General features: G+C 72.2%; 13 protein-coding genes and 1 pseudogene. 3 read left to right on the top strand and 11 right to left on the bottom strand.

The features are described from left to right. The first annotated feature begins 5 nt into the window (after positions 1-5). A complete protein-coding gene (locus G5C62_RS05215; RefSeq protein WP_164700162.1) occupies positions 6-1,124 on the top strand; it encodes a DUF3866 family protein in 1,119 nt (372 codons plus the stop codon). Between the two features lie 129 nt (positions 1,125-1,253). On the opposite strand, the gene G5C62_RS05210 is transcribed toward G5C62_RS05215, so the two are convergent. The 9 genes from G5C62_RS05210 to G5C62_RS05170 all read right to left on the bottom strand — a co-directional run bounded on the left by G5C62_RS05210 (position 1,254) and on the right by G5C62_RS05170 (position 11,192). Continuing rightward, the gene (locus G5C62_RS05210) at positions 1,254-2,003 is read right to left on the bottom strand and encodes an SDR family oxidoreductase (RefSeq protein ID WP_164700161.1); all 750 of its coding nucleotides are present in this window, start codon (positions 2,001-2,003) and stop codon (positions 1,254-1,256) included. 402 nt (positions 2,004-2,405) lie between these two features. After that, positions 2,406-3,764: a Pup--protein ligase gene (gene pafA, locus G5C62_RS05205; RefSeq protein ID WP_164700160.1), complete on the bottom strand. Its 1,359-nt coding sequence runs from the start codon at positions 3,762-3,764 to the stop codon at positions 2,406-2,408. A 59-nt stretch (positions 3,765-3,823) separates the two neighbouring features. Then, on the bottom strand, positions 3,824-4,741 hold the full coding sequence (gene prcA, locus G5C62_RS05200; RefSeq protein ID WP_036332676.1) for a proteasome subunit alpha: 918 nt from the start codon (positions 4,739-4,741) through the stop codon (positions 3,824-3,826). Positions 4,742-4,744: 3 nt separating this feature from the next. Beyond that, positions 4,745-5,587, bottom strand: coding sequence for a proteasome subunit beta (prcB, locus tag G5C62_RS05195; protein WP_206330471.1), 843 nt, complete (start codon positions 5,585-5,587; stop codon positions 4,745-4,747). Between the two features lie 112 nt (positions 5,588-5,699). After that, positions 5,700-6,332, bottom strand: coding sequence for an endonuclease VII domain-containing protein (locus G5C62_RS28635; protein WP_164700159.1), 633 nt, complete (start codon positions 6,330-6,332; stop codon positions 5,700-5,702). A 38-nt stretch (positions 6,333-6,370) separates the two neighbouring features. Further along, on the bottom strand, positions 6,371-6,580 hold the full coding sequence (locus tag G5C62_RS05185) for a ubiquitin-like protein Pup (RefSeq protein ID WP_164700158.1): 210 nt from the start codon (positions 6,578-6,580) through the stop codon (positions 6,371-6,373). 110 nt (positions 6,581-6,690) lie between these two features. After that, entirely contained in the window at positions 6,691-8,196 is a 1,506-nt protein-coding gene (gene dop / locus G5C62_RS05180) for a depupylase/deamidase Dop (RefSeq protein WP_164700157.1), read from the bottom strand. A gap of 195 nt (positions 8,197-8,391) precedes the next feature. Next, entirely contained in the window at positions 8,392-10,182 is a 1,791-nt protein-coding gene (gene arc, locus G5C62_RS05175) for a proteasome ATPase (RefSeq protein WP_036332684.1), read from the bottom strand. A 143-nt stretch (positions 10,183-10,325) separates the two neighbouring features. Beyond that, positions 10,326-11,192 carry a tRNA (adenine-N1)-methyltransferase gene (locus G5C62_RS05170; protein WP_164700190.1) on the bottom strand — a complete coding sequence of 289 codons (867 nt, stop codon included), beginning with the start codon at positions 11,190-11,192 and terminating at the stop codon, positions 10,326-10,328. A gap of 166 nt (positions 11,193-11,358) precedes the next feature. Here G5C62_RS05170 and G5C62_RS05165 point away from each other — a divergent pair, with 166 nt between their 5' ends. Continuing rightward, complete coding sequence (locus G5C62_RS05165; protein WP_241175708.1) at positions 11,359-12,288, top strand: RecB family exonuclease; 930 nt, start codon at positions 11,359-11,361, stop codon at positions 12,286-12,288. 61 nt (positions 12,289-12,349) lie between these two features. Here G5C62_RS05165 and G5C62_RS05160 read toward each other — a convergent pair whose 3' ends face one another. Beyond that, the gene (locus G5C62_RS05160) at positions 12,350-13,087 is read right to left on the bottom strand and encodes an HAD family phosphatase (RefSeq protein WP_241175707.1); all 738 of its coding nucleotides are present in this window, start codon (positions 13,085-13,087) and stop codon (positions 12,350-12,352) included. A gap of 35 nt (positions 13,088-13,122) precedes the next feature. Beyond that, complete coding sequence (locus G5C62_RS05155) at positions 13,123-13,587, bottom strand: class F sortase (RefSeq protein WP_241175706.1); 465 nt, start codon at positions 13,585-13,587, stop codon at positions 13,123-13,125. On the opposite strand from G5C62_RS05155, the pseudogene G5C62_RS27930 reads away from it, so the two are divergent. After that, positions 13,562-13,843: pseudogene (locus tag G5C62_RS27930) on the top strand (hypothetical protein); the annotation flags it as partial. The gene G5C62_RS05155 and the pseudogene G5C62_RS27930 sit on opposite strands and share 26 nt — an antisense overlap.

Below are 13,843 nucleotides of genomic sequence, written 5' to 3'. Positions count from 1 at the left end.
CCCCGGTGACTGATGCACCGTCTCCCGCCCCCGGTTCCCGGATCCGCTGGCGCCGCGGCCGGGTCACCGAACTCGGCCGGTCGTGGCGCGACGCGCAGGAGCTGACCGTCGAGGTGCCCGGGGACGGCACGCTGAAGGCGCTGGCGCACCCCTCCCTCGTCGGGTCACCCCAGGTGGACGACGAGGTGCTGCTGAACACCACGGCCTGGGCGCAGCGGCTGGGTACCGGCGGGTACGCCCTCGTCGTCGCCGTCCCGGACCGGCTGCCGCCGGACCCCACCGGCCCCGGGCACCTGGTGAAGGGCCGCTACACGCCGCTGCAGGTGACCGTGCAGGGCGTCGACGAGCAGGAGACGCCGCACCACGACACCATCGCCGGCGCGGAGGACCTCGACGGCATGCCGGTGGTCGTGGCCGACCTGCACTCGGCGCTGCCCGCGGTGCTGGCCGGCGTGCACGTCACCGACCCGGCGCTGCGCGTGGCCTACGTGATGACCGACGGCGGGGCACTGCCCGCGGCGTTCTCCCGGACCCTGGACACCCTGGCCGGCTCGCTGGCCGGGGTGGTCACCGTCGGGCAGGCGTTCGGTGGCGACGTGGAGGCCGTCACGGTGCACACCGGGCTGCTGGCCGCCCGGCACGTGCTCCGGGCCGACGTCACGATCGTCACCCAGGGGCCGGGCAACCTGGGCACCGGGACGCCGTGGGGCTTCTCCGGGGTCGCGGCGGGCGAGGCCTGCAACGCCGTGCACGTGCTCGGTGGGCGGGCCGTCGGCGCCCTGCGCATCTCCGACGCCGACCCGCGCCCCCGGCACCGGGGCGTCTCGCACCACTCGCTGACCGCCTTCGGCCGGGTCGCGATGGGGGGCGTCGTCCTGGTCGCGCCCCGCGGGCTGGGGTCGGAGCTGGGCACCCAGGTCGAGGAGGACCTGGCCGGACAGCCGGAGCGCAACCCGGTGGAGTGGGTGGACTCGCTCGGGTTGGAGGACGCGCTGGCCGCCTCGCCGGTGCGACTGTCGACGATGGGCCGCGGCCTGGCCGAGGACCGCGCCTACTTCCTGGCCGCGGCCGCAGCAGGGCGGTTCGCCGCCCAGCTCACGCTGTTCGGCCCGCCCCCGGCCTGAGGGCGTCTGCGTCGGGGCCCTGTCCTTGGCGCGGGCAGTGGCGGTTTTGCCGGCATCTCAGGCGTTGAGTTGGGGATAACGGTTCAATGACGGCAGCGATCCACCAGCTCACCGCTGGCGCTCACCGGCTCAGGCCCAGCGGCGGAAGCCGCCCTCGGCGTCGATGGTCTGGCCCGTGACCGAGCGGGCGTCCGGGCCGGTCAGCCAGGCGACGACGGCGGCCGCCTCCGCGGGGCTGTTCCAGCGCCCCCGGGGCATCAGCCGGGCCACGCCGTCCTGCTCGGCCGGATCGGCCCAGCCGGTGTCCGTCGGGCCGGGGTTCAGGCAGTTGACGGTGACGTCGGCGTCGATGAGCTCGTCGGCCAGGGACAGCGTCATCTGCTGGACAGCTCCCTTGCTGATCGCGTAGGGCAGTTCCCGGGACATCGGCCCGCGGTGCTGGCCGGAGGTGAACAGGACGACGGCGCCCGGGCCGGCGGCCGGCTCGTGCTGGGCGGCGAAGGCCTGCGTGAGCAGCAGGCTGCCGCGGGCGTTGACCGCGAAGCAAAGGTCCACCTCGGCGGCCGTCACCTCGGCGAGCCGGCCCATGGCGCTGCGGGCGTGGGCGGCGACCAGGGTGGTCAGCGGACCGACGGCGTCCCGGGCGGCGTCGACCAGCTCGCCCGGCGCTCCCGGCTCGGCCAGGTCGACGCTGACGTGCGGCGGGTCCCCCAGCTCGGCGAGGACGGCGGCCAGGTCGTCGCCGCCCCACGGCTGCTCCGCGTCGTGCGGCGCCCAGGACTGGACCACCACCCGGTCCCCACGGTCCAGCAGCCGCCGGGCGACCGCGAAGCCGATGGAGCTGCGGCGACCGACGCCGGTGACGAGTGCGGTGCCCACCGCGGCAGTGTGGTCGGCAGCGCCGTGCAAGGCCAATGGTCTGCCGGGCCGACGGCATCGGGCCAGGTGCCCTGCGGGACCGCCTCCCCCTCGTCGACGCGGTCGGTCTTCCCGGGACGTGCGGCGGAGTTGGGGATAACGGTCGTACAACGACACGGCGATCAGGTGTGGTGACGATGGCGTGCTCCGTGCGGTTCGACGCCGACCGGGAGCCGACGTGGGCGCGCCTGGCCGGCACACCCGAGCCCGGCACCGCGCCGTCCCCCAGCCCGTCCTGAGCCTCCGCGCAGGACGCCGAGGTGGTCACACTCGAGGTGGTCACACTCGAGGTGGTCACACTCGAGGTGGTCACATGCGACGGCGTGGGCCCTGGCGGCTCGCCGACGCGGTGGTCCCCGGCCGTCACATGGACGCGATGAGCTTGTCCACCCGTTCGTCCACGAACTTGAAGGGGTCCTTGCACAGGACGGTGCGCTGGGCCTGGTCGTTGAGCTTGAGGTGCACCCAGTCGACGGTGAAGTCGCGGCGCTTGTCCTGGGCGCGCCGGATGAACTCCCCTCGCAGCTTGGCCCGGGTGGTCTGCGGCGGGACGTTCTTGGCCTCGAAGATCGCCGGGTCGTGGGTGACCCGCTCGACCTGGCCGGCCTTCTCGAGGAGGTAGTACAGGCCGCGGTTGCGCCGGATGTCGTGGTACGCGAGGTCCATCTGGGCGACCCGCGGGCTGGACAGCGACAGGTCGCGCTTGGCCATGTACCGGTGCAGCAGCTGGTGCTTGATGGCCCAGTCGATCTCCCGGTCGATCAGCGAGAGGTCGCCGCTGTCGACGGCCTTGAGCGTGCGCCCCCACAGCTCCAGCATCTGCCGGTGCACCGGGCCGTAGCCCTCGCGGTCGACGAACTCGGCGGCGCGGTCGTGGTACTCCTGCTGGATCTCCAGGGCCGACATCTCCCGGCCGTTGGCAAGCCGGACCTTGCGGCGGCCGGTGAGGTCGTGGCTGATCTCCCGGATCGCGCGGATCGGGTTCTCCAGGGTCATGTCCCGCAGCACCACGCCCTGCTCGATCATCCGCAGCACCAGGTCGGTGATGGTGACCTTGAGCAGCGTCGTCGTCTCGCTCATGTTCGAGTCGCCGACGATGACGTGCAGCCGGCGGTACTTCTCGGCGTCGGCGTGCGGCTCGTCGCGGGTGTTGATGATCGGCCGCGACCGGGTGGTGGCGCTGGAGACGCCCTCCCAGATGTGCTCGGCCCGCTGGCTGACGCAGTAGACCGCGCCGCGCGGGGTCTGCAGCACCTTGCCCGCGCCGACCACCATCTGCCGGCTGACCAGGAACGGGATCAGGACGTCGGCCATCCGGCTGAACTCGCCGTGCCGGCCCACCAGGTAGTTCTCGTGGCAGCCGTAGCTGTTGCCGGCCGAGTCGGTGTTGTTCTTGAACAGGTAGATGTCGCCGGTGACGCCCTCCTCGTTCAGGCGCTGCTCGGCGTCGACCATCAGCCCCTCGAGGATCCGCTCGCCGGCCTTGTCGTGGACGACGAGCTCGGTGACGTCGTCGCACTCAGCGGTGGCGTACTCGGGGTGGCTGCCGACGTCGAGGTAGAGCCGGGAGCCGTTGCGCAGGAACACGTTCGAGCTGCGGCCCCAGGAGACCACCCGGCGGAACAGGTAGCGGGCAACCTCGTCGGGTGAGAGGCGGCGCTGCCCCTTGAAGGTGCACGTGACGCCGTACTCGGTCTCGATGCCGAAGATCCGTCGTTCCACCTCGCCGAGCCTAGGCGTCCGCGGCGTACTCGGCTCGTGTCCCGAGTACGCCGCGCCGCTCACTGCTCGCTGTCCGGGGTCTCGCCGTCGGTGCCGCCCCCGACGCCGTCCTGCGTGCTCGGCTGGGCGGAGGCCTGCTCGCTGCCGCCGGCGGTGTCGACGGCCGCCGGGTCGCCGAGGCCCGGCGGGGTCCCGGGCGCCGGGGCGCTGGGCGCGTGGGTGCCGGCCGCCTCCGCGGGGCTCTCGGCGGGCTCAGCGGCGGTCCCCTGGTCGGAGAGCAGGCTGGTCAGCGCGGCGCCCACGACCCGGCGGAACGCCCGCTTCGGACGCCGCCGGTCGAGGACGGCCACCTCGAGCTGCTCGGCGGGCAGCTGGTCGTGCGCCCCGCCGTTGGCCGCGGTGGCCGGGCTGACCGCGGACAGCGCCCGGACGCCGACCTGCAGGGCCTCCGCCAGGCTCAGGCCGGGGGTGAAGTGCTCACGCAGGTGGCTGCTCACCGCCTCGGCCTGCCCGCCCATGACCACGAAGGAGGCCTCGTCGACTATCGACCCGTCGAAGGTGAGCCGGTAGAGCTGGTCGGAGGCGGAGTCCTCCCCCACCTCGGCGACGCAGAGCTCGACCTCGAAGGGCTTCATCTGCTCGGTGAAGACCGAGCCGAGGGTCTGCGCGTAGGCGTTGGCGATGACCCGGCCGGTGACGTCACGCCGGTTGTAGGAGTAGCCGCGGACGTCGGCCAGCCGGATGCCGGCGACCCGCAGGCTCTCGAACTCGGAGTAGCGGCCGACGGCGGCGAAGCCGATGCGGTCGTAGAGCTCGCTGACCTTGTGCAGCGTGGCGCTGGGGTTCTCGGCGATGAACAGCACGCCGTCGGCGTAGGTGAGAACGGCGACGCTGCGACCGCGGGAGATGCCCTTGCGGGCGTACTCCGAGCGGTCCCGCATGACCTGCTCGGCCGAGGCGTAGTACGGCATGGTCATGGCTCAGCCCTGCCCGTCTGCGGCCGAGCGCTCGGCGACGATGGTGGTGGCGATGGCGGCGACCTCGTCGTCCGGGAGCCGGACGGCGCCCTCGGCGTCGACCCGGTAGACGATCGGGTAGAGCCGGCGGACGGTGTCGGGGCCGCCGGTGGCGGAGTCGTCGTCGGCGGCGTCGTAGAGCGCCTCGACGAGGGTGCGGGTGGCGGCGTCGGCGGACAGGCCGGGGCGCCAGGTCTTCTTCAGGGAGTTGCGGGCGAACAGCGAGCCGGAGCCCACCGAGGCGTAGCCGCGCTCCTCGTAGTTCCCGCCGGTGACGTCGTAGCTGAAGATGCGGCCCGGGCTGACGCCCTCGGCTGCGTCGAGGTCGTAACCGGCGAACAGCGGGACGACGGCGAGGCCCTGCATCGCGGCACCGAGGTTGCCCCGGATCATCGCGGCGAGGCGGTTGGCCTTGCCGTCGAGGGACATCGTCATCCCCTCGATCTTCTCGTAGTGCTCGAGCTCGACCTGGTAGAGCCGGACCATCTCGATGGCGATGCCCGCGGCACCGGCGATGCCGATGACCGACCAGGAGTCGGCGGCGTAGACCTTCTCGATGTCCCGGCTGGAGATCAGGTTGCCCATGGTCGCTCGCCGGTCGCCGCCCATCAGCACGCCGCCGTCGAAGGTGGCGGCGACGATGGTCGTGGCGTGCGGGGCGAGGTCAGCCACGGACATCGTCGGGACGGTGCGCCGGCCGGGCAGCAGGTCGGGGGCGGTGGTGCCCAGGAAGTCGGTGAACGAGGAGCCCACCCGGTCCAGGTACGCGGGCGGGAACCCGCTCCGACCAGCTGACGTCTCGGTCACCCATCCGCCTCTCCTGCCGTCGTGCGACGGCGGTCCGTGCTGCTGCGTCTGCTGCGCCGGCCGGCCGCGGAGCTGCCGGGTCGACGCCCCGCCGACCCTACCGGCGGGCTCGTCAGTCGGTCGGCCACCGCTGCTGGCCCGGGGGCGGGCCGACCAGCTGGCCTGCCCGATGCGACTCGACGTACCGGGCGGCCACCCGGAGCAGCGCCGGGTCGTCCTTGAACTGCCCCAGCCCACCGTTGCAGTTGAAGCACAAGAGTGAGCGCACGGCCCCGGTGCCATGGTCGTGGTCGACGTGCGCCGCCGGCGCCTTGGCGCAAATCGCGCACACGCCGCCCTGGTCCGCCAGCATGGCGTCCGCCTCGGCGGCGGTGATCCCGTACCTCCGCTGGAGGTGGTACGTCCGGCTCCCGCCGAACTTGTCCCTGGACGCGCGACCGCGTGCGTTGTGACAGGGCTTGCAGTAGGGCCCGCGACCCGATGCCTGACCAGCGTTGCGAACGAAGTCATCGAGCGGCTTCACGGTCGAGCAATCGGGACACCACTTCTGTCCAGGTGCCAACTGGACGTCGCGCGGATGCCGCGCCTTGGGCGGCCCGAGACGCTGGTCCCTCGATGTTCGCACTCGTTTCCGAGCGTGCTGCTTGCAGTAGAAGCTGAGGCCGTCCCGACGTCGTCGGTCCGCCGAGAACTCAGATGCGGGGCGATTGTCGCCGCAATCACGACAGAACTTATGTTCTACCATTCTGGATCGTTTTCTTCAAGAATGGCAGAAGGAGGTTTCTATTGGCCCCCTTTTTGTACATATGCACGAACGAATTCTTCGGCATTCTCCTCGAGCACGCCGTCGATCTCGTCGAGGATGGAGTCGACGTCGTCGGTCATCTCCTGGCGCCGCTCGGCGGCCTCGGCGTCGACCGACGCCTCGACCTCCTCGGTCTCCTCGCGCGTGCGCGTGGCCTTCTGCTGCCCGCCGGTGTCCCTCGTGGCCATCTCACCCTCCGGAGCTCGCTGCTGGGTCGGTGCTGAGGCAGAAGCTACCCGCGCCGGGTGACAGTCCGCCGCGTTCTGGGGGTCCCCCTGAGATGGGCACCGCCGTCAGGTCAGCGCGCGGTGATCCGGTCGACCAGCTCGGCCGCGGTCGACGTCGACTCGAACAGCGCGCCGACGTGCTCCCGGGTGCCCCGCAACGGCTCCATGGTCGGGATGCGCACGAGGTTCTCCCGGCCGACGTCGAAGACCACCGAGTCCCACGACGCCGCGGCGACCTGGGCCGGGTAGCGGCGCAGGCACTCGCCGCGGAAGTAGGCGCGGGTGTCCGGCGGCGGGCTGGTCATCGCCCGGGTCACCTCGTCGTCGGTGAGCAGCCGCTGCATCGAGCCACGGGCCACCAGCCGGTGGTAGAGCCCCTTGTCCGGCCGGACGTCGGAGTACTGCAGGTCGACCAGCTTCAGCCGGGCGTCGCCCCAGCTGAGCCCGTCGCGCTGCCGGTACCCCTCCAGCAGTCGGAGCTTGGCCGGCCAGTCCAGCCGGTCGGCGAGCCGCATCGGGTCCACGGCGAGCTCGTCGAGCACCTCGGCCCACCGGAGCAGCACGTCGGCGGTCTGCTCGTCGTCGTCCCCGTTGTCGGCGACGAACTTCTGCGCCTGCGACAGGTACTCCCGCTGCACCTCGATCGCGGTCAGCCGGCGGCCGTCGCGCAGTCGCACCCGGTGGGTCAGCGACGGGTCGTGGCTGATCGCTTGCAGCGACTCGACCGGCTCCTCGATGGTGAGGTCCTGGGTCAGCGCCTTGGCCTCGATCATGGCCAGCACGAGCGCCGTCGTCCCGACCTTGAGGTAGGTCGACAGCTCGGCGAGGTTCGCGTCGCCGATGATCACGTGCAGCCGGCGGTAGTCGTCCGGGTTGGCGTGCGGTTCGTCGCGGGTGTTGATGATCGGCCGCTTCAGCGTCGTCTCCAGGCCCACCTCGACCTCGAAGAAGTCGGCCCGCTGGGACAGCTGGAAGCCGTCGGTGCGGCCCTCGGGGCCGATCCCGACCCGGCCGGCGCCGGCGAAGACCTGGCGGGTGACGAAGAACGGGATCAGCCCGCGGATGATGTCGATGAACGGCGTCGACCGGCTCATCAGGTAGTTCTCGTGCGCCCCGTAGGAGGCGCCCTTGCCGTCGGTGTTGTTCTTGTAGAGCTGGATGGGCTGGGTGCCCGGCACCCGGGCGGCGCGGCGGGCCGCCTCTGCCATCACCTGCTCCCCCGCCTTGTCCCACAGCACGATGTCGCGGGGGTTGGTGACCTCCGGCGTGGAGTACTCCGGGTGGGCGTGGTCGACGTAGAGCCTGGCCCCGTTGGTGAGGATGACGTTGGCCATCCCCGCGTCGTCGTCCAGGTCGTTGTGGTCCAGCGCCTGGGCCGGGGAAAGGTCGAACCCGCGGGCGTCGCGCAGCGGCGACTCCTCCTCGAAGTCCCACCGCGGCCGGCGCGGCGTCGGCGCCTCGGCCACCGCCCACGCGTTCACCACCTGGCTCGACAACGTCGTCGGGTTCGCCCCCGGCTGCCCCGGCACCGAGATGCCGTACTCCAGCTCCGTGCCCATCACCCGTCGCACGCTCATGCCGCCAGGCTAGGCGGGGCGCCGTCGACGCCGGCCGTCGGCCGACCGTCCCCCTCCACCAACGGCTGGCCTCCCGCACCAGCGTTGCCGCGGGAGGCCAGTGTTCGATCAGGTCACCTGATCCACGCTGGACGGCCACGGACGCCCACCGGCCCCTGCCGCAGTGCAACAGGGGCCGGTGGGGACGACGTCTCGTTACAGGTACTGGCCGGTGTTGGTCGCGGTGTCGATCGCGCGGCCGCTGTCGGCGCCCTTGCCGCTGATGAGCGTGCGGATGTAGACGATCCGCTCACCCTTCTTGCCCGAGATCCGCGCCCAGTCGTCGGGGTTGGTCGTGTTGGGCAGGTCCTCGTTCTCCTTGAACTCGTCGACGCAGGCGTTCATCAGGTGCCCGACCCGCAGGCCGCCGACGCCGGTCTCCAGGCGGTCCTTGATCGCCATCTTCTTCGCCCGGTCGACGATGTTCTGCAGCATCGCCCCGGAGTTGAAGTCCTTGAAGTACAGGACCTCCTTGTCACCGTTGGCGTAGGTGACCTCCAGGAAGCGGTTCTCCTCGGTCTCGGTGTACATCCGCTCGACGGTGCTCTGGATCATCCCGGCGATGGTCGCCTCGCGACTGCCACCGTGCTCGGCCAGGTCGTCGGCGTGGATGGGCAGCGTCGTCGTCAGGTACTTGGTGAAGATGTCCCGCGCGGCCTCGGCATCCGGCCGCTCGATCTTGATCTTCACGTCCAGGCGCCCCGGGCGGAGGATCGCCGGGTCGATCATGTCCTCGCGGTTCGAGGCGCCGATGACGATGACGTTCTCCAGCCCCTCGACGCCGTCGATCTCACTGAGCAGCTGGGGCACGATCGTGCTCTCCACGTCGGAGGAGACACCGGACCCGCGGGTGCGGAAGATCGAGTCCATCTCGTCGAAGAAGACGATGACCGGCGTGCCCTCGCTGGCCTTCTCCCGGGCCCGCTGGAACACCAGCCGGATGTGCCGCTCCGTCTCCCCCACGTACTTGTTCAGCAGCTCGGGGCCCTTGATGTTGAGGAAGAAGGACTTCCCCTGGCTCCGGTCGGAGTCGCCGTTGAGCTCGGCGACCTTCTTGGCCAGCGAGTTGGCCACCGCCTTGGCGATCAGCGTCTTCCCGCAGCCGGGCGGGCCGTAGAGCAGGATGCCCTTCGGCGGGCGCAGCTCGTACTCGCGGAACAGGTCGGCGTGCAGGAACGGCAGCTCGACGGCGTCCCGGATCTGCTCGATCTGCCGGGAGAGCCCACCGATGTCGGAGTAGTCGATGTCGGGGACCTCTTCGAGGATGAGCTCCTCGACCTCGCTCTTGGGGATCCGCTCGTAGACGTAGCCCGAGCGGGACTCCAGCAGCAGCGAGTCGCCGCTGCGCAGCGGCTGCCCCTCCAGGGAGTCGGCGAGGTAGACGACCCGCTCCTCGTCGGTGTGCCCGATGACCAGGGCGCGGCGCGGGACGCCCGGCAGGGGCTCCAGCAGCTCCTTGAGCATCACCACGTCCCCGGCGCGCTCGAACCCGCGGGCGGCGACGACGTTCATCGCCTCGTTGAGCATGACCTCCTGGCCGTGCTGCAGCTCGGCGACCTCGACGGCCGGCGACACCGACACCCGCAGCTTGCGGCCGCTGGTGAACACGTCGACGGTGCCGTCCTCGAACCGCTCCAGGAAGACGCCGTAGCCGGACGGGGGCTGCCCCAGCCGCTCGACCTCCTCCTTGAGCGTGACCAGCTGCTCGCGCGCGTCGCGCAGCGTGCCGGCCAGCTTGTCGTTGCGCTCGGAGAGGAAGGCCGCGCGGCCCTCCGCCTCGGCGAGCCGCTCCTCCAGCGCGCGCACCTGGCGCGGGCTGTCGGTGACCTTCCGTCGGAGGAGGCTGATCTCCTCCTCGAGGTAGGAGATCTGCTTGACCAGGGAGGCGACGTCACGCTCACGCCGCGCTCGGAACTCGTCGGGGCCAGTGCCAGTACCGGGGCCCATCGCGCACCTCCACACACATCGGGGGGAGCCAGGACGCCAATCTATACACGCGGGAGGCGACGGCGCCGCAGGCTCGGACCGGGTGCGCGCGGTGCGCCCGGACGTCATCGCCCCGACACGTGCGGCAGGTGTCGGCCCAGGCGTCAGGCGAGCTTTTTGCGCCGCTGCCGCATCGGTGCGACGGCCCCCTCGGCCAGCCGGCGGGCGGTGACCAGGAAGGCGGTGTGCGCGACCATCCGGTGCTCGGGGCGCACCGCCAGGCCCTCGGCGTGCCAGGGCCGCAGCATGGTCTCCCAGGCGTACGGCTCGGTCCACACGCCCTGGGCCCGCAGCGCCTCCACGTAGGTCGACAGCTGGGTGGTGGTCGCGACGTAGCCGATCAGCACGCCCCCGGGGCGCAGCGCGGCGGCGACGGTGGGCAGCACGGCCCACGGCTCCAGCATGTCCAGGACGACGCGGTCCACGACCTCGGCGGCCGGGTGGTCGGCCAGGTCGCCCAGCCGCAGCGACCAGTTCTCCGGCACCTCGCCGAAGAAGGCCCCGACGTTGCCGCGGGCGACGTCGGCGAAGTCCTCGCGCCGCTCGTAGCTGGTGAGGGTGCCGGTCGAGCCCACGGCGCGCAGCAGCGAGCAGCTCAGCGCGCCCGAGCCGGCGCCGGCCTCCAGCACCCGCATGCCGGGGCCGACGTCGCCGAAGCCGACGATCTGGGCGGCGTCCTTGGGGTAGATGACCTGCGCCCCGCGCGGCATGGAGAGCACGAAGTCGGCGAGGAGCGGGCGCAGCGCCAGGTAGCCGGTGTTCGCCGTCGAGTGGACGACGGAGCCCTCGGGCGAGCCGATCAGGTCGTCGTGGCTGATCGCGCCGCGGTGGGTGTGGAACTCCTTGCCCGGCTCCAGGACGACGGTGTGGTGCCGGCCCTTGGGGTCGGTGAGCTGCACCCGGTCACCGACCCGGAAGGCGCCCTCGACCGGCTCGGGGGCGTCGGTCGGCGTCGGCTCGCCGTCGACCACCACGGGCTCGAGCGGCACGTCGGCGAGCACCTCGGTCGCGGTCGGGGTCTCGTCGGCGGGTTGCTGCTGCTGTACGTCCACGTGGGACGAGGGTACGGACGGCGAAGAGGCCACTCCCCGGCGTGCGCACTCGGAACTGTCAGGGGGCACACCTAACCTCGGGCGCATGACACTGACGGCGGAGACGGGAACCCAGGAGACCGACCAGTCCCCAGCGCGGACGACGGCCGCGGACTCCGCTCCCCGGCGTCCGTCCCTGTCGCCCTCCCGGGCCGCGGACTTCAAGTCCTGCCCGCTGCTCTACCGCTTCCGCACCATCGACCGGCTGCCGGAGAAGAAGTCCCGGGCCGCGGTCCGGGGCACCCTCGTGCACGCGGTGCTGGAGAAGCTCTACGACCTGCCCGCCGCCGAGCGCACCGTCGCCGCCGCCCAGACGCTGGTGGCGCCGGCGTGGGACGAACTGCGCGAGGAGCCGGGCGTCGCCGAGCTCTTCGAGGCGCCGGAGGGTGAGCAGGCCGAGAGCCTGGAGGCCTGGCTCGCCTCGGCCGGTCAGCTGGTGGAGACCTACTTCCGGCTCGAGGACCCGACCCGCATCCAGCCGCACGGCCGCGAGGAGCTGGTCGAGGTCACGCTGCCCGACGGGCTGCTGCTGCGCGGCTACGTCGACCGGCTGGACGTCGCCCCGACCGGCGCGCTGCGGGTGGTCGACTACAAGACCGGCGGGATGCCGCGGGAGGCCTTCGAGGCCAAGGCGCTGTTCCAGATGAAGTTCTACGCGCTGGTGCTGTGGCGCACCCGCGGCGTGGTCGCCGCCCAGCTCAAGTTGCTGTACCTGAAGGACGGCGACGCGCTGACCTACGCCCCCGACGAGGCGGAGCTGCTGCGGTTCGAGCGCACCCTGCAGGCGATCTGGGCCGCCATCGAGCGTGCGGTCGCGACCGGCGACTTCCGGGCGAACAAGAGCCGGCTGTGCAGCTGGTGCGACCACCAGGCGCTCTGCCCGGCGTTCGGTGGCACTCCCCCGCCGTTCCCGGCCGACGCCGCGGCTGCCGCGGGCTGGCGCACCACCCTGCCGCTGACGGCCGCCACCGACTGACCCGATCCGCACCCGCTGCGGACTCGATGCAGTCGCTGTACCGAGTCGGCCGGTGGCGCGGTCAGACCGGGGTCGGCGCGTGACCGCGGTCGGCGACCAGTCGGCGCAGGTCGGGGACGGTCAACCCGGCGAGCGACGACCGCAGGGTCAGCCCGGGCAGCGGTTCCAGTGACTGCATCGACGGCACTCCGAGCACGGCTGCGCCGGAGGCCAGCCCCGCGGTGACCCCGACGTGCGAGTCCTCGATGACCAGGGACCCGGCTGGGTCCATGCCCAGCTCGCGCATCGCCTGCAGGTAGGGCGCGGGGTCGGGCTTGCGGGCGGGCACCTCGTCCCCGCAGATGGTGAGGTCGAAGGGCGACTGCCCCAGGTCCGTGGTGATGTGGTCGATCACCAGGGCGGCGATCCGGCGCGGCGTCGTCGTCACCAGGGCGGTGGCCAGGCCGGCGTCGCGCACCGCGACCAGCAGTTCCCGGGCCCCCGGCCGCCACGGCATCCCGCGGCTGGTCATCAGCCGAGCGGTCTGCTCCTCGACCCAGGCCGCGTCGGCCCGGTGCTGCTCCTCGCTGCGCTCGACACCCAGGTCGGCGTGGAGGACCTCCATCGCCACCCGCATCGAGGTGCCGACGGTCTGCTCCCGCGCCTCGGCGGAGAAGGTGCCACCCAGCTGGACGGCGAGGGCGGCCATCGCCTCGCCCCACAGCTCCTCGGTCTCCACCAGCGTGCCGTCCATGTCGAACAGCACCGCGTGCAGCGGCTGCACCGAGTCGGACGGGTTGCCCATCGAGGTAGCCGACACCCCCGCAGTCTAGGAACCGGGGCCGTCGCCCCCGCTCAGGCAGGCTCGGTGCGCACCAGGGTCGCGAAGGCGATGACGTTGTCCTCGTAGCTGCGTACCGCGGAGTCGAAGTCCCCGCCGCAGGTGATCAGCCGCAGCTGGGCGTCGGCGGTGTCGCCGTAGACCTCGATGGTCGGGAAGTCGTCCTTGGGGTGGCGCTCGACGCGGTCGACGGCGAAGACGGCGACCGTGCCGTCGGCGCGGGCCACCTCCACCTCGTCCCCGGGCTGCAGCGCGCCCAGGTCGAAGAAGATCCCCGGTCCGTGCTCGGCGGAGTCGACGTGCCCGAGGAGGACCGCCGGGCCCGCGTCGCCCGGGGCGGGTCCGCGCTCGTACCAGCCGGCCTGGTCGTCCGGGCCCAGCGGCGGCACCTCGACGGTGCCGTCGTCGTTGAGGCCCAGGCGCAGCAGGTCGCTGGTCACCCCGATGGTCGGGATGCCGACCGACACCGGCTTCGCCACCGCCGGGTCAGCGGCGGCAGTGTCGGTGTCGGGCCTCGCGGGCGGGGCGCTGGGGGCTCCCGTCGCGCCGTCCGCCGAGTTCGTCCCCTGGGCGGGAGCCGCCACCGGTTGCGGGGCCTGCTGCTGTCCGGTCACCGACGACGTCCACGCGGCGTTCGAGGCGGGCACGGCCGTCCTGGTCGTGCACGGCGTCGACAAGAACGACTCCGGTGCCTACGACGGTGACGTCATGAGCGACCTCGACCCGTCGCTGCCG

It is taken from the genome of Modestobacter sp. KNN46-3, from assembly GCF_011039295.1.
Note: the sequence above shows the minus strand (reverse complement) of the source record. Positions and strands in the feature narration are given on the sequence as shown.